The organism is Lapidilactobacillus salsurivasis, from assembly GCF_054785215.1.
Map to the genome: position 1 here is coordinate 24,546 of NZ_BAAABI010000010.1, position 16,922 is coordinate 41,467.

12 protein-coding genes are annotated in these 16,922 nt (G+C 48.2%); 7 read left to right on the plus strand and 5 right to left on the minus strand.

The genetic code is table 11. The annotated features are described in order from the left end of the window. Window positions 1-215: 215 nt before the first annotated feature. On the minus strand, window positions 216-1,304 hold the full coding sequence (locus tag ACYVSB_RS10760; protein ID WP_461219358.1) for a DUF871 domain-containing protein: 1,089 nt from the start codon (window positions 1,302-1,304) through the stop codon (window positions 216-218). Window positions 1,305-1,745: 441 nt separating this feature from the next. Between ACYVSB_RS10760 and ACYVSB_RS10765 the strand changes: the two genes are divergently transcribed. The 5 genes from ACYVSB_RS10765 to ACYVSB_RS10785 all read left to right on the plus strand — a co-directional run bounded on the left by ACYVSB_RS10765 (window position 1,746) and on the right by ACYVSB_RS10785 (window position 7,753). Then, a complete protein-coding gene (locus ACYVSB_RS10765) occupies window positions 1,746-2,618 on the plus strand; it encodes a MurR/RpiR family transcriptional regulator (protein ID WP_461219359.1) in 873 nt (290 codons plus the stop codon). Between the two features lie 288 nt (window positions 2,619-2,906). Further along, window positions 2,907-3,953 carry a DUF871 domain-containing protein gene (locus tag ACYVSB_RS10770; RefSeq protein ID WP_461219360.1) on the plus strand — a complete coding sequence of 349 codons (1,047 nt, stop codon included), beginning with the start codon at window positions 2,907-2,909 and terminating at the stop codon, window positions 3,951-3,953. Between the two features lie 14 nt (window positions 3,954-3,967). Further along, window positions 3,968-4,873, plus strand: coding sequence for an N-acetylmuramic acid 6-phosphate etherase (gene murQ, locus ACYVSB_RS10775; protein WP_461219361.1), 906 nt, complete (start codon window positions 3,968-3,970; stop codon window positions 4,871-4,873). Window positions 4,874-4,875: 2 nt separating this feature from the next. Further along, entirely contained in the window at window positions 4,876-6,870 is a 1,995-nt protein-coding gene (locus ACYVSB_RS10780) for a glucose PTS transporter subunit IIA (protein ID WP_461219362.1), read from the plus strand. Between the two features lie 94 nt (window positions 6,871-6,964). After that, window positions 6,965-7,753, plus strand: coding sequence for a tyrosine-protein phosphatase (locus ACYVSB_RS10785; protein ID WP_461219363.1), 789 nt, complete (start codon window positions 6,965-6,967; stop codon window positions 7,751-7,753). Window positions 7,754-7,944: 191 nt separating this feature from the next. On the opposite strand, the gene ACYVSB_RS10790 is transcribed toward ACYVSB_RS10785, so the two are convergent. The 3 genes from ACYVSB_RS10790 to ACYVSB_RS10800 form a co-directional block, all read right to left on the minus strand. After that, complete coding sequence (locus tag ACYVSB_RS10790; protein WP_461219364.1) at window positions 7,945-8,928, minus strand: choloylglycine hydrolase family protein; 984 nt, start codon at window positions 8,926-8,928, stop codon at window positions 7,945-7,947. 1,142 nt (window positions 8,929-10,070) lie between these two features. Next, window positions 10,071-11,867, minus strand: a complete 1,797-nt coding sequence (locus tag ACYVSB_RS10795; protein ID WP_225422148.1) for an ABC transporter ATP-binding protein — start codon at window positions 11,865-11,867, stop codon at window positions 10,071-10,073. Next, window positions 11,851-13,605, minus strand: a complete 1,755-nt coding sequence (locus ACYVSB_RS10800) for an ABC transporter ATP-binding protein (RefSeq protein WP_461219365.1) — start codon at window positions 13,603-13,605, stop codon at window positions 11,851-11,853. Before ACYVSB_RS10800 ends, ACYVSB_RS10795 begins: the two co-directional genes overlap by 17 nt. 128 nt (window positions 13,606-13,733) lie before the next feature. On the opposite strand from ACYVSB_RS10800, the gene ACYVSB_RS10805 reads away from it, so the two are divergent. Then, window positions 13,734-14,564, plus strand: a complete 831-nt coding sequence (locus ACYVSB_RS10805) for a helix-turn-helix transcriptional regulator (protein ID WP_461219366.1) — start codon at window positions 13,734-13,736, stop codon at window positions 14,562-14,564. 523 nt (window positions 14,565-15,087) lie between these two features. Next, window positions 15,088-16,197, plus strand: coding sequence for an alanine dehydrogenase (ald, locus tag ACYVSB_RS10810; RefSeq protein WP_125597592.1), 1,110 nt, complete (start codon window positions 15,088-15,090; stop codon window positions 16,195-16,197). Between the two features lie 93 nt (window positions 16,198-16,290). Here the strand turns inward: ald and ACYVSB_RS10815 are convergent, their stop codons facing one another. Further along, complete coding sequence (locus ACYVSB_RS10815) at window positions 16,291-16,917, minus strand: GyrI-like domain-containing protein (protein WP_461219367.1); 627 nt, start codon at window positions 16,915-16,917, stop codon at window positions 16,291-16,293. Window positions 16,918-16,922: the final 5 nt, after the last annotated feature.

A 16,922-nucleotide genomic window follows, 5' to 3' on the forward strand; every position in this document is an offset into this window, starting at 1 on the left:
AAGCGCGACCAAATTAGGGTTTGCGCAAGCAATCATCGCGCCAATTTGCTTCCACTCATCGCCGCAATCCACACCAGAATGATGTTGTCGAATGCCAACTCAAATCAGTCGCAAACGAGACCAAAAAAAGCTGACCACCGCCAAATGAAGCGGCAGTGGTCAGCTTTTGTGAGAAATTAGGGCCCAAAATTTCTGGGGTTGGAAATTGTGATCAATTAGTCGATGAAGCGGAATTTGCTCCAAGGCTTGATGAAGTCCAGCAAAATCAGTTCTTCAGGTGAGATACTGCCGATTTTGTTCTTGCGTGGTTCTTTGTGCGGTTCGAGCACGATTTGGAGCTCGTTCTTGTAAATCCCAAAGTCATCATTACCGACGAGAATATCACCGCGTTGGAATTCTTCAGTGTTATCATGCGGCGCGTTGGGAACATCTTTGTAAGTAACCCGCGGCATCGTCGAACGAATCACTAAGCTGTTCATATCGCCACGACGGAAATGTTGCGGCTTCAACGCCACGGTTTTTTCAATGTCATTGACCGCATCCACGAAATCAATGTGGAATTGAACTTGATAGCGATCGATCCGCGCCAAGGCTGCTAATTCAGCCTCAGAAGCGTAAGCATTGCCAATGATCACATCATCAATGCCACCACTGGCGAATAAATGCTTCGCTTGCACTTCGATTGGCAAACGGCGATCCATTTCCAAAGTAGGCAAGCCATCATTAACATTCCAAGGACCTTGGTCGCCGACTTGGCTGGCAACGAAAGCGGCGGTATGGATGCCAAATTTGCGGAAGCGTTCGGTACATGCCATAAAGAAATCGTAAGGCAAACCGGTGCCGACTTGCGGATAGAAATTATGGCAGCCATAAAGGAATGGCGTGTTGGCTTGGTAGCTAATAATGTTGTTGAGGTAATCAACATTATTACTCATATTCAATTCAACGATCAAGCCATAAGGGTTATAAGACAGCATCGCCTCAGTCGCGCCGTTGAACCCTTCGTCAAGACGGATCCCAGCCACGTGTAAGCCGCTAAAGAATTTCAAATCATCATAACTGATTCCCAGTTGTTCGAAAATCCGTGGCGCCACATCGAGAACCGTCGCGTAGCCCAACTCATTGCCCACATCAATGATCTTTTGGAATTTGTTTTTAGTTTCTTCAACTGAGCCTTTGATTTCCAACATACTCATGAAGATCCGGCTGAAACCATATTTGTGTCCCAGTTCTAAATAGGCTTTGTCCGCCTCAAAGGTACTGTGATCAGGATAAATCGATAAGCCTAATTGTCGCATTGTCATAATCAATAATCTCCTTCGTTGATTTTTGCCAGCGGTGGCATTTGATCCGACCGCAGAGACAGCTTATTTACAAAAAACATTATACACCAGAATCAGTTGAGAAACCGCTGTAATACTTGAAATAAAGGCGTTCGAACGCCCACCTGCTCCCAAAAAGGATAACTGGTTTAGGTGCGGCGATTCCAAGCGAAGACAAGCTAGTTGCTGGAAGGTGTCGGGGAAATCAATATTGGTATATACCGATTTTTGACTGGGAAATTATTTTACTTTTTGCGTAATTCGCTGAGTGGGCATACCCTCAAGTAATCAAGCGGCGCAAAATGACCCATGCGCTATCTTATTTTTCCTTTTCTAACCGCGGTATTCGGGGTATGATACAATCATGTGAAGTTCGTACGTGTTTCAGTTGGACACGAGCCCGTTGTTAGAGAGGAAATATATATGTCAGTTAAAGGTAATATTCAAGGAATGCAGGGTAAGTTATCGGCCACCGAGCGACAAATCGCCGATTATGTGTTAGCGCATCCGGATGAGGTTTTGAAGATGACCGTCCAAGATCTGGCCGCGACTTCGGGCGCTAGCGCCGCGACAGTCAGCCGTTTTGCGCGAAAACTGAATTTTTCAGGGTATAGTGAGCTAAAGATCCAGCTATCTTCAGATTTATCGACCACCAACTTTCAGCCCGAATTATATAAGGAAATTCAGCGCAACGAAAGCCTTCATTCCATCAAATCGAAGCTGTTGAATAATGCGGAGCAATCATTACGGGAGACTGTCGACCAGATTCGACCGGAAGTTGTTGATCAGTTGATCAAGCAGATTTCCCGTTCTTATCAGCTGTTGCTTTTTGGGGTCGGCGCGTCTTACTTGGCTGCCGAGGATATTGCCCAGAAATGGACCCGACTGGGCTATGCTTGCACTTGCAGCGATGATCTGAACCAAATCTTGCCCCTGGCCGTGACCGCTGATCGGAAGAAGAGCTTGGTCTGGTTGGTTTCCAATTCCGGCGAATCACCAGAGGTCATTATGGCGGCTCGAATCGCCAAGCGGGCCCAATTGCCAGTGATTACGATGACAAAGATCGGGAATAACACCTTATCCAAATTGGCTGATATCTCAATCCAAACCTCACAACCAATGGAAAGCAATTTAAGAATTGCCGCCACACAATCGCTTCATGCTCAATTCATGCTGATCGATATTCTTTATTACGCGTTTGTCAGCCGCTTTTACGATGAAGCAAAAGAAAACGTGGAACGTTCCTATGACGCTATTACTGAGTACAAACAAACGATGCGCCGCGGTCTACACTAATTACGTCGCTCCAGCCGCCCAGCGACAAGTCGCGCCGTGACAGTATTTGACCTGTCATCTTGTTTAGCAATCACAAGGTGAGTAGGTCTTTTTTTGCGGAAATCATGAAACTTTTTTTCAAAAAAAGATAAAAACTATTGAAATTAATATTAAACTGGCTTATGATGGTGTTGTTGGAAAAGGCTTACAATTCTATGACTTGATTTATTATTAGCAAGATTTGCGAGACTGTTATTATTTTTTTGGTAGGTCGATTCTGATAGATCACTTAAGTTAAGGAGGGATAGCTTGCTTGGCTTTTCAGTTTATTTAAACCAGCCCCTAGATAATCAGATCCACGCTCAGATCCGCTCATATCATGCGGCTGGATTTACTGGCGTGTTCACCTCACTTCATATTCCTGAAGACGATCCAAAGGTGTTACGGCAGCGGTTGGCGACCTTGGTTGATTGGTGTGCGGAGCTGGATTTGACCGTGGTGGCTGATGTGTCACAGGTCGGGCTGGCCCGCATGAATATCGATGTTGGTGATGTTCAAGCGGTGGCTTCATTGAAGTTGACCGGATTACGAATCGATGATGGCGTTGAAATGGCAACTGTCGCCCGCCTTTCGCGGGCAATGATGATTGCGTTGAATGCTAGCACATTATCGGCGGCAGATATTACGGAGTTACAGGCAAACAAGGCCAACTTTGAACATCTGGAAGCTTGGCATAATTATTATCCAAGACCGGAAACTGGTCTAGACCGATATTGGTTTGAAACAAAGAATCAATGGTTACACACGTGTGGGTTCAAAACAATGGCTTTCATTCCCGGCGATCTAAATCAACGGGGCCCTATTTTCGCTGGGTTGCCAACACTAGAAGAACACCGTGAGCAACAACCGTTTGTAGCGGCGTTGGATCTTCTTCAATTAGGGACAGACCGCGTTTATGTTGGTGATGTTGGATTGACGGCAACGAGTCAACAAGCTTTTCGGACGTTCGCGGAAACGGGTTCGATTGCCCTTCATTTGGCAACGGGGCCCGAGGGATTATCTCAACGTGTTTGGCATAATCGTCCTGATGTTGCGCGGGATGTCATCAGACTACAGGAAGGTCGCGTCGCTCAATTGTTTGAGACGACGCCGATTCCGGCGAAGACCCGAGTACGCGGGAGCATCACGCTGGATAATCAGCATTATGCACGCTACGCAGGGGAATTGCAGATCACGCGCCGTGATTTGCCGCGTGATCCACGAGTCAATGTGATCGGACAGATCGCCCAGTCTGATTTAGCACTTTTACCTTTTATTGGTGCCGGGCAAGCCATACTTTTCTTGAATCAAGAATGAAAGAAGCGGTTTAAATGAACTTAGGAAATCTCACCACAGAAACAAGAAACAAGAAAACGATGCACTTAGACACGATGTCTGTTCATGAATTTGTCACAGTGATGAATCAGGAAGACCAAACTGTTGCCGTGAGCGTTGAACAGGCTTTACCAGTGATCGAGCAGGCCATTACCACGATTACCACCACGTTTAGAAATGGTGGTCGTCTATTTTACATGGGTGCCGGGACAAGTGGTCGTTTAGGCGTTCTTGATGCGGCCGAATGCGTCCCAACTTTTGGCATCGAACCTGAGATGGTGCAAGGATTGATCGCAGGTGGTGCCAAGGCCATGACGATCGCGGTCGAAGGTGCTGAGGATTCCTTAGAACTAGGGGCGACAGACCTAGCAGAACGGCAACTTTCAGCGAAAGATACAGTTGTGGGGATCGCCGCTAGTGGACGGACACCATATGTGATTGGTGGATTGGACTATGCGAAGGAAATTGGCGCGGCGACCGTTAGCCTTTCTTGCAACGCCGGTGCGTCAATCAGTGAACATGCGGGAATTGCGATCGAAGTCCCTGTTGGACCTGAGATCTTGACCGGATCGACTCGGTTGAAGGCAGGTACTGCACAAAAATTAGTCTTAAATATGTTGTCCACAGGTGCTATGATTGGTATAGGCAAAGTCTATAAAAACTTGATGGTCGATGTGAAGCCGACCAATGAGAAATTGGTTGAGCGTAGCAAACGTATTATTCAGCAAGCAACAGAATGCGACGCGCAAACTGCTGCGACCTCTTTTGCCGCCGCCGATCATGACGTGAAATTAGCAATCGTCATGACCATGACGGGTGTCGCTAAAGAGCAAGCGCAGGCACTTTTGCAACGTGCAGATGGTTTTATTAGTAAAGCAGTTGAATTGAGTAAGGAGGAGTAATAATGGCTCAAGATAAATATTCAACCATCGGTGACCAGATCTACAAGCATATTGGCGGTCCCGAGAACGTTGAACGGTTGATCCACTGTATGACTCGTGTGCGGATCACCGTCCGTGACGAGAGCAAGGTTGATATGGATGCCCTGAAGAAGATTCCTGGCGTCCTCGGTGTTGTTCAAGAGGATACCTTGCAGATCATTGTTGGCCCAGGCACTGTTAACAAAGTTGCTCAGGCAATGGTTGATCAGGTGGGGGTCGATTTAGGCGAAACCTTCCCTAAGTCGGGTCAAGCGCATCACCAAGCAGCAAACGGCGAAGGCTATGAAGCGAACAAGAGCGCTGTTGAAGCGAAAGCAAGCCAAGTCCACGCTGAACAAAAGGCGAAATTAAAGCAAACTTGGTGGCGGCGTGCGCTCCAGCATATTTCTGCAATCTTCATTCCATTGATTCCTGCCTTTGTTGGTGCCGGCCTGATTTCTGGGATCGCCGGGATTTTAGGTAACATGCAAACGGCTGGAATGATCGGCAAAGATTGGGCGCAGATCATTCTTGTTTTGAAAGTTATCAATAGTGGGTTATTTGGTTATCTTAATGTTTATGTCGGGATCAACGCGGCTAAGGAATTTAAAGCAACCCCTGGTTTAGGTGGGATCATCGGTGGTTTGGTTTATTTACCAGGCGTTGTCGCACCAGTAACGATTACCAACATCTTTACTCACCAACCTTTGTCAGCTGGACAAGGTGGGATCATTGGGGTCTTGCTGGCTGTCTGGGCATTATCCTATATTGAAAGATTCTTACACAAACATATTCCGGATTCTGTCGATATTATTTTCACACCAATGCTGACACTGTTGGCAACGGGGATCATTACGATCTTCTTCCTGATGCCGTTAGCCGGTGCTGTTTCTGATTCCCTGGTCGGCTCGATCAACTGGGTCTTGAAGGTCGGGGGCGCATTCTCAGGCTTTATCTTGGGGCTGTTCTTCTTACCAATGGTTATGTTTGGCTTACACCAAATTTTGACACCAATTCATTTGGAAATGATCAAAGATCTTGGCTACACGCCACTATTGCCTATCTTGGCGATGGCTGGCGCCGGCCAAGTCGGTGCCGCGATCGCGCTTTGGATCCGTTGCCGGAAGAACAAACAACTAACTGGGATGATCAAAGGTGCTTTGCCTGTTGGGATCCTAGGGGTTGGAGAACCATTGATCTATGGGGTTAGTTTGCCATTAGGCCGACCATTCATCACAGCTTGTATCGGTGGTGGTATCGGTGGTGCGGTCATTGGCGCCATCGGTAACGTTGGCGCGATTACGATCGGACCTTCAGGTGTTGCCTTGATTCCATTGATCGCGAATGGTAAATGGTTAGGCTACGTCTTCGGGTTGCTGGCCGCTTATCTTGGTGGGTTCATTGCCACTTACTTCTTCGGTGTTCCTAAGACAGCCATGGCTGCTACTAACGAAGATGGCACACCGGTTGTTGAAGATGTTCCTGCTACTGAAGCAGCAACGACAACAGCTCCTGTTGCTGGTACAAGCGAATTTGTTGCTCCTGTTTCTGGTCAATTGGAACAATTAGGCGCAGTGAAAGATGATGTCTTTTCAACAAAGATGGTTGGTGATGGCTACGCGATCGAACCAACTGTGGGGACAGTTGTTGCGCCCGTTGATGGCACGATCGTGAGTGTCATGGATACCAAGCACGCTTGGACAATGACCACTGCCACCGGATTAGAAATCATCGTTCATTTAGGGCTAGATACCGTTGAGTTGAAAGGTGTACCCTTTACGATGAATATTCAGGCTGGTCAACAAGTTCATGCAGGCCAACAAGTTGGACTGATGGATTTGAAAGCAATTAAGGCTGCTGGTAAAGGGACGACGGTAATTACCGTTGTTTCCAACATGGATCATGTTGCTGCGATCAGTGCTTACAAAGATGGTCAGATCGAAGAAGGCGCCAAGGTTCTTAACGTCACAAGTAAATAATTTTCAACGAAGTGATTACTTTGTTAAAAATAGAGACTGATCACAGAACACGATTGTTTTGGATCAGTCTTTTCTTGTTGAAAGGAGTTTTCAAATGAGCGTCAATGTGATTCAATTGGAAAAGGCGGATAATATCCGTGATTTAGGGGGCTATCGCACAACGGCTGGCCGCTTGGTCAAGTCCCACAAACTTTTAAGAGCGGGATCGTTGGCCAAGCTGTCACCGTCGGACCAAGAAACGCTACGTCAATATGGTCTTAAAACGGTTGTTGATCTGCGCTCGCCTCAAGAGTGTCAGAATGCACCGGATCGGCTACCACAGTCAATTGCGTATTACAACAACTCGGTTTTCCCCGTGGATGAAACTGAGGTCAGTAAAGATATCGTTGAATTGCGGACCAAATATGATAGTGATCCTCTTTCCGGCTTTCAAAATATGATCAACACTTATCGCGATATGGTCGTTAAGCCCACGGCACAGCAAGCGTATCGTCAGTTTTTCACCTTGCTTGCTGCCAATCAAACTCCCGGTGAAAGTGTATTGTATCACTGTTCTGCCGGCAAAGATCGAACGGGAATGGCCACGGTCTACTTGCTGACGGTGCTCGGTGTGGGGGCGGAAACGATTCGCCAGGATTATTTGTACTCTAATCAGTTGTTGCAAGATTCCTTAGCTCAGCGTGAGCGGGAGACGCGGCTCAATGGCGGTAATCGGGTCTTGCAGGCCACGGTGCGTTCGTTAGGATTGGTCGCGAACGAATATCTTGACGCCGCCCTCTTGCTGATTGATGAACAGTATGGTGGCCTGGCGAAATACTTGCAGGATCAGCTCGATGTTAGTGCTGCGCTGCAGACCCGCTTACGCGAAATCTATTTGGAATAAACAATAGGTGTGCTTAAAAATTGGACATCACTCCGAACAACTTCCAAGCATTAACTTGGCAATGTTTTTGGTCTCCGAAAGCATTGCGTAGTTAAGCGTAAGCAGCTAGATCGGTGAACACGTTTCTAAAAAAGAACCTACCCTCAATCAAGTTTAAGTTGATTGGGGGTAGGTTCTTTTCGATTTTTTTATCAATTCAATTCCGTGGCGCCTAGTCCATCACCCACAGGCAATTCAGTAACTTCAGACTTGTTCAACAGATCCTCGGTCAAGTGCGCCTCGTAGAGTTGCAGGGAGTCGTAAGGCTGGAAGTAGAGCGTTTGGGTGGTCAGGTCAACAAGGGAACGATATTGCGTGTAATCGACGCTGCCGTCATCCTTGATTTTCACGCCGCGAGGAATCGTGACATTGTCTAGAATCCGGAAGAGGTTGACCACATTCTTCTCGGTAGTCTCGGCGGCTTCGATGTTGCTGAGCAGATAGCTGGCGCGAACGAAGCGCTCAGGTGAGGTGTAACCGCCAGGTAGGCCGAACGTACCGGATCCAGGGCCAAAAGCGTTCAGCTTGTAGCCGTTGATTTCGCGATTAGGGGCGCTATGTGGATTCAGCGGTAAGTAATTGCGGAGGTTCGTCAGGTGCCAATTGAAATCAGGACTGTTGGCCATGACTTTAATGGGGTCATCAATGATCTGCAAGCTTTGGTCCTTGGTTTCGATCACCACGGTGGCGCCGCTCAAGTCACTGAGAATAAAGTGCAGGGGCGAGGTCACTTTCAAAAGTGCGCTGGGCGCGTCCACCAAGCTGATTTGATCGATCGATGCGCGAACATCGGCGATGCTCGCCATTTTACCTAAAACCCACATGATGAATTCATGCGGCGCCAATTGGCCGGCTTTTCCCGACACGGGTTTGGCATATTCAGCTTCACCGGCGAAGTAGAGTTCGGCCATTGCAAGGCCCTTCTCGTTGACGCCATCAGCGACTAAATAATCGCCAAGTTTACGACCGATACCAATAAAACCATAATCGAAATGGAAATGTTCGCCTAATTGGGACGTCCATTCATAATTCCGCGGGGTGACCACTGGCCGACCTTTCAATTCGGGGCCGAAATCCATGGTCCGACCCAAGAAAATATGTTGATTCTCTGCGATATAACTAATACTTGTACACATGCCAATTCCTCCTCGACCAACACGTCTGACCGTGACACTTTGTCATTATTGATCTTGCTTTTATTCTAGCACGATTTGATCTAAGCGACTATTGATTACAATTAGGATAAGTGTTTTATTTTGATTGGGAGGCAGGGGCACAATTGAAACAGCTCCCCGCTGAGGCGTCACAGCGCCTTTCCTTTTGGGGTTTTGAAACGTGTTCGCTGTCAGCTGTCAAACCATGATTCGTTTTGGGGAAGAGATGGCAACGTCAAGCAATGAAGTTGATTCAGTAAGAACTAAATTTAGCAGCTCAGCTAAGCTTTCCTGGGGTCACCAATATCGAGTTGCGGACCACTAGCCACGGTCGTCAATAACGTGGCGTCGAATCAATTGGACACAGCTTGCTAGTCGGCGTGAGTGCTTCAATGAATAAGATACCATGAGCGGCTGGAGCGGAGAGAATCGGGGTGAGATCGCCGTGAAATTAAAGGAGAGCGTGGAACACAACGGGTTGCTTTTGAGCACGACTAGTGATTTCACTGGATTGATGCAGTCAATCCAGTGAAATTGCGTATCGGCGCAGAAAGCAGTTGTGTGGAACGCGTTTTTGGCGGCTCCGCCGCTTAGGACAAGGCTCAGCTTTGAGATTCGCGTGGGCTTTGCGAAGCTCAAAGTGACGCCCACAGCGAGCTCACCCCGATTCTCGCAGCGCAAGCCGCGGGCAAGATAGAAACGTGCTCACCGACCTAGCCCCTTCCGCTTAGCTACGCAACTATTCTGGAGGCACAGACCAGCCTCCAAAATAGTTGCTAGGCTAATGCTCGGGGGCTGACCAGGTCGGTTCGCACTCTGTTTTGAAACGTGCTGCGCGCAACTGACTTCTGTGCTTAGCTACAGAATTGGCTCGGAAGCAAGGCCCAGCTTCCAAACCAATTCTTAGGCTAATGCTCGAAGTCAATCCGTTGCGCTCCGCACTGTTTTTTTGAAACGTGCTCACCGACCTAGCTCCTTCCGCTTAGCTACGTCAGTGTTCCGGGGGCTAAGACCGGCCCCCAAAACGCTGACTAGGCTAATGCTCAGGAGCTGACCAGGTCGGTTCGCACTCTGTTCTCAAGCAAAAGCCCCTGCCTAAAAAATCAGGCAGGGGCGATGGAACTTTATGCCTCTAGGGGCTCCAGTTTCAGCATTTCGTATTGTGATTGGTAAAGTTGGTAATAAAGTCCGTGTTGGTGCATCAATTCATCGTGTGTGCCGTGTTCCATGATCTGGCCACCATCAATGTAGAAAATCTGGTCGCAGTTTTTGATTGTGGATAAACGGTGGGCGATGATGAAGGAAGTGCGACCTTTCAGTAGGGCCAGCAAGCCAGATTGTAATAATTCTTCTGTCTTGGTGTCAATGCTGGAAGTGGCTTCATCCAGGATCAGGATCCGCGGATCAGCCAGTAAGACGCGGGCGAAGGCGACCAGTTGTCGTTGACCGGCGGAAAGGGTGCTCCCGCGTTCTTCGACTTTAGTTTGGTAGCCGTCTTTCAATTCGCTGATGAAATCGTCAGCGCGGACGATTTTGGCGGCGGCGACGACTTCTTCGTCGGTAGCGTCCAGCTTGCCGTAACGGATGTTATCCATGATCGTGCCGGAGAAAATAAAAGTGTCTTGCAACATGACGCCCATTTGTTTCCGGAGCGAGGACAGGGTGACATCGCGCACGTCATGATCATCGATCTTAACATCGCCCTCGTTGACATCGTAGAAGCGACTCAACAGGTTGATGATCGTGGTTTTACCAGCGCCGGTCGGACCGACTAAGGCGACGGATTGACCTTGGTCCACGTGGAAATTCACGTCGGTCAGGATATTCTTCCCAGGTTCATAGCGGAAGTAAACATGATCGAAAGTGACATGGCCTTGGATTTGAGGCAGGTTCTTGGCCTGGGATTGGTCTTCGATCTCTGGCTTTTCGTCCAGGGTTTCAAAGATCCGTTCCAAGTAGGCCGTGGCGGTGATCAGCGAATTATAGAAGTTCCCGATATTGATGACGGGGTTCCAGAAGTTGTTGATATAACCGATGAAGGCGATCAGCGTCCCGGTACTAACGTCAACGCCGATATTGCGGATCCCGACGAAGTAGATCAAGCTCATGGTCAAAACGGCGATATTTTGCACGCCGGGCCAGAGCAGGAACTGGATCTTGACCGCGTGCATCCAAGAGGTCCGGTAGGCTTCGTTATCCTCGTTGAAGATGCGGAAGTTTTCCTTCTCCCGAGCGAAAGATTGGGTCACTTTGATCCCGGAAATACTTTCGTGGATATATGCGTTCAAGTTGGACTGCTTGTTACTGAGGATCTGGTAGGCTTTCCGTTGCCGATCTTGGATAAACCAGACCATGATCACCAAAACCGGGATCAAGATCAAGCTGTACCAAGTCAGACGCGCGTTGATGGCGAACATGAAGATCAAGGTGATGATCACGTTGAAAACATCGGAAATCAAGTTGACCAAACCGTTCGACAGCAGATCACTCAAGGTGTTGATGTAATTGACCACCCGAATCAAGATTTTGCCGTGGGGCCGATTATCGAAGTAGGAGAAGGACAGGCGTTGTAAATGCTGGAAAATATCCAAACGCATATCTTTCAAGACATCTTGGCCTAATTCGGTGATGTGGTAGATCCGGTAGCGCAGACACCAGCCAATGAAGAACAGTGAGGCGGTAAAGAGGCCGCCGATCAGCCATAATTGGCGATAATCCTTATTGGGGATGATCGTATCAATGGTGATTTTAGTGAAATATGGTCCTAACATCCCGGCGACATTGGCGAGAATGATCACGATCAAAATCAGGTAGATCTTGGTCATATAAGGTTTTAAATAGTGAGCTAGTCTTTTGTAATCATGCCAATTGAACTGTTTCGTCAGTTCTTCATCGACGTTTGATTTATTTCGTGTTGCCAACTTGCTCCCCCTTTTCTAAGCCCAGTTGTTTCTGGAAAACTTCATAGTATTTGCCGTGTAGCGCCATCAGTTCATCATGGGTGCCGTGTTCAACCACACGGCCTTTCTCCATTAAGAGAATCTGATCGGCGTCGCGGACAGATGAGATCCGGTTGGCGATGATGAAGGTGGTCTTCTTGGTGGTCATCTTACCTAATTCCTGTTGGATCTTGGTTTCGGTCTCCATATCAACGGCCGAAGTCGTATCGTCCAGGATCAGGATCGACGGGTCCTTGGCCAAGGCACGAGCCAGGGAGATCCGCTGTTTCTGACCGCCAGATAAACCGACGCCCCGCTCGCCAACGACGGTTTCATAACCTTCAGGCATCTTCGCGATAAAATTATCAGCGTCCGCGATCCGCGCCACTGACTGCACGTACTGTTCGTCTAAGTGCGGCCGACCGAAGGAAATATTGTCCGCGATCGTGTTTGAGAAGAGGAACACATCCTGCATGACCATAGAAATATTGTCCCGCAATTCGCGGATCGGATAATCCTTGGCGTTGCGATCATCAATCGCTACTGTGCCGCTCGTCGGATCGTAGAAACGCCCGATCAAGTTGACTAGCGTGGTTTTGCCAGAGCCGGTCTCACCAATGATGCCGACTGTTTCACCTGGTTGCGCGGTGAAATTGATGTCGGTCAAAACATGGTGTTCTGGGTCGTCAGCGAAATGGAAGCTGACGTGGTCAAATTCAACCTTGCCTTGGACCCGGACTTGGTTCTTGGCATTGCGAACTTCAATCTTGGGTTTGGCCGCCAGCATTTGCCGAATCTTGACGCAAGAAGCCAAGAAGCGCTCCACATCGTTGATCAGCCAGCCACTCATCCGCATGGGCTGATTGAGCATCCATAAGTAGCCGTTGAAGACGACCAGGTCACCCAGCGTCATTTCACCCTTGATGACCAAATAACCGCCGAAAACCAGCGCGATCACGCTTAAACTATTGGCCACCCCATCTTGCCAAGGCAAGAAACGCTTGGAAACATTAGCGGCGTCCATGTTACGCTTCTTGTAGTCTTCGTTATGTTCGTTGAATTTCTCGATTTCGAAGTCCTCACGAACGAAGGCTTTGACGACGCGATTACCACTGATGTTTTCTTCCACCATGGAATTTAGCCGCGAGAAACTTTGTCGAATTTGGAAGAAGACCGGGTGTTGCGCCCGAGCCATTGCCTGAGTTAAGAAATAGATCACTGGGGTGACCGCTACCAAAGCCAGAGTCAGTTTCCAGTTGATCGTGCCCATAATAATGATCGAAACAACAAAGTAGAAGATGCATTCCAGAACTTGGTAGCTGACCCAAGAAACGAAATGACGAATCGCGTCGGTATCGCCGGTCATCCGGGTCATGATGTCACCAACACGTGTGTGATTAAAGAAGTCGAAATCCAACTCCTGCAACTTTTTGTACATATCCTGACGCAAATCGAATAGGGTGTTCTGGCCGGTTTGTTCGAATAAAAGTTGGTAAAGATAGCGGGTGATCGTCCGCACCAGCGTCGCTCCGATCATGATCAGCAAGAAAGGCACGAGTAAACTGTCCTTATTGCCATCGATAACCTGATCGACGATTTGCCCCATAATATATGGATTGACTAAAATCAAAGCCGTACTGATCAAGAACAAGAACGTTGCGATGATCAGTTTGCGTCGGTTAACTTTGACATACTGCCAGATCCATTGAAAATTATTCATAGATTTGAATCCTCCAATCTTCAAGAGTCTATTATCAACGTTTTTTTCGAGATTGGAATGGTCAATACTCGTCAAATTAATGTACAATGTTATACGTAGACCTATATCAACTGAAAGGGGTCAATCAGATGAGTTATGCCGACGCCAAAACGTTCAATCCTGAGATTCTCTACGCCTATGATCCCTGGAATAAAGTCGCGGGTGGTTACAATTTACACAGTCACGATTTTCTGGAGATCAGCATCATGTTGGAAGGTCAAGCCCACTACTTCATTGACGAACATTGGGTCGATGTCCAGGCTGGCCAGATCATGCTGTTCAATCCAGGCGTGCACCACGCTGAGCAACAACGACCAGACACGTATTCCCACCAACTCCATTTGGGCATCAAGAACATTTCCCTCCATGGACTCCCCCGTAATTTCCTTCCCACGAAGAAATCACAACTAGAAATCGGTGAGTATCAATATAAGATCATTGACAAAGCTTGGCAATTGGTCGGCGAGATCGACCAACAAGACGCGGATTACCAATTGATCAGTAAGGGAATCATCATCGAGATCCTTGTCTATATCCTGCGGGGCTTAACGATCCGCGAGGAGAATTACATCAAGCCCTTCTTATCTAAAACAGAAAAAAAGCAGAATCACCTGGTGGACAGCGTGATCTACTTTTTGGAGAATCATTATACGGAAGATATTACCTTGGAGCAGTTGGCCCGCGATAATTACGTCAGCCCGGCCTATTTGTCACGGATTTTCAAAGAGGCCACGGATATGAGCCCGATCAATTACTTGATCCAGATCCGCTTAAAGAACGCCCACGCTCTGTTGAAAAATGAAACCGATACCACCGTCAAAGAAATCGCTTCGGCGGTGGGCTATGAGGACGCCTATCATTTCAGCAAGCTCTTCAAGAAATATTACGGTGTGTCACCGTCACAGGTGGAAGATAAATAGATGCATGCTCGAGTTGCCCGTGAAAAAGTTTGCGACCCACACTGGGAAGCAAACTTTTTTTGGATTGGGTTGGAAGCGTGTGCCTGGCTGTTAAGTTGATTGTTGGGCGGATGCTTGAACGCTGACGGTGACGAATGCCAATGCAGAGAGGTCGAAGACTAGGCGGGCGCTTCAGCTGCCCCAGATCGAATTGGCCTTCAGATAGGCGATGTTCAGGGAAAAAGCGAAGCGTCAAACCAACTTATTAACAGTTTTTATTTTTTGTTATGGTCGCTTCCAGGCTAAGATTAAAATATTTTTTCATTTGCATAACTTTTTTGGAAATATTAAAAAAATAAACAAATTCGCATCGATGTAAGCGAAACCAATTGTCTGATATTGCCGACTTCTTCGACATTCGGGGCGTTGGGTTTTAGTCGTTGGTAAAATGATGGTTAAAGCCATAATTTCATCTATCTCCAACCAAGGTCCAATTCACAGATGGGATATTTTGTGTTATCGTGGACAATAAGGAGTGATTCATATGAGAATTGGAATTCCCAAAGAAATCAAAAATAACGAAAACCGAGTTGGCATTACTCCTGCTGGCGTGCAAAATCTCGTGCAGGCCGGCCAAGAAGTCGTAGTGGAAACCAATGCGGGACACAACGCTGGTTATACCAACGCTGACTATCAAGCCGCTGGCGCGACTGTAGCAACTGCTACAGAAGCGTGGGCTGGCGATATGGTGATCAAGGTCAAGGAACCATTACCTGAGGAATATCATTTCTTCAGACCTGGCCTGATTCTTTATACTTACTTACATCTGGCGCCAAATCCTAAACTGACCGCAGCGCTATTGGAAAATGAAGTTACCGCAGTTGGGTACGAAACCATGCGAGGCAAGGATGGCGGTTTGCCAGCTTTGAATCCTATGAGCGAAGTTGCCGGACGCATGGCCGTTTTGATCGGCGCTCAATTTTTGCAAGAACAGTATGGTGGTAAAGGTGTGTTACTGAGCGGCGTTCCTGGCGTGCGCAAGAGTCACGTGACCGTGATCGGCGGCGGCACTGTCGGTCTGAACGCGGCCAAAACCGCCATGGGTCTGGGGGCTCAAGTGACGATCCTCGATATCAATCCGGCTACCTTAGCGCGGATCGACAATTTGTTCGATGGTCATATTCAGACGCTCTTCTCGAACCCCGCCAATATCGCCCATTCAGTCAAACACGCGGACGTGGTAATTGGCGCGGTCTTGATTCCAGGCGCTAAGGCACCGAAATTAGTGACCGATGAGATGGTGGCAGCGATGGAACCTGGCTCAGTCATGGTCGATATTCCAATCGATCAAGGCGGCATTTTCGAAACCAGTGACCATGCCAGCACCTTCGACGACCCAATCTACTTGAAACATGACGTGATCCAATACGCGGTCGCCAACATTCCTGGCGCCGTGCCGAAGACCGCCACTGATGCGCTGACCAGCGTCACGATTCCATACGCGCAACTGATTGCCCAACAAGGCATCTCTGAAGCTGTCAAAACTAACCCGACGATCGCTTCTGGACTCAACACCTATCGCGGCCACATTACCGCTGCCGCCGTAGCTAGTAGCCTAGAACAAGCTTATGTCGATCCCCTGACCCTGGTTTAAATCCCCAATCATATAAAAAACAAATCGACCCCGAGTTTCACTGATAATAGTGAAACTCGGGGTCGATTTTTTGGCCTAGAATTTTAGCCTATTTCAAAGTGGTGCTAGGCTTACGCGCAGAATGGTCTTTCGCTTCTCCGGCGCAACTCGGCGAAAGTCAGACAAATAAATCTCTTTGTGCGCCTTGCTGGTGCGCCGATAACCAGCCTGCTCAACAAATGCGCCCAAGCGCGCGAAACTAGCCGGCTCATCATCAAACGCGCCCTGATGCAAAATCATCCCCACTAAACCTTCATCTCGCTCAATCAAGGCCACCTGCGCCAGTTCGGCCGGGGTTAGTTTCTTTGCGGCCATCACCTGCGCCTCCGCAAAGACAGCGGCCGTCACAAAGTCCGGCTGCTTGATCATGATCGTGTACAACAACTGACTCTTGTCCAACCCAGTGGCCTGATAATCCGCTGGCAACGTCCAGAACCCTTCCAGCGGATAAACCCCATAATCGAACGCTCCCGGGAAATCAATTCCTTTTCGCGGCGCCATTTTGATCGTGTAACTCAACGTATATAACGTCTGGATCGCCGCGCTGAACGCCGCATTATCATTCGGGTCACCTTGCCCTTTGATCGCCAAGAATCGTTGCCGCGGCAACGTGACAATACTAGGTGCTTTCTTAGTTGGATAAATCTCTTTCTCACTGGTTCGCCATGAATATGTTGACATGGGAG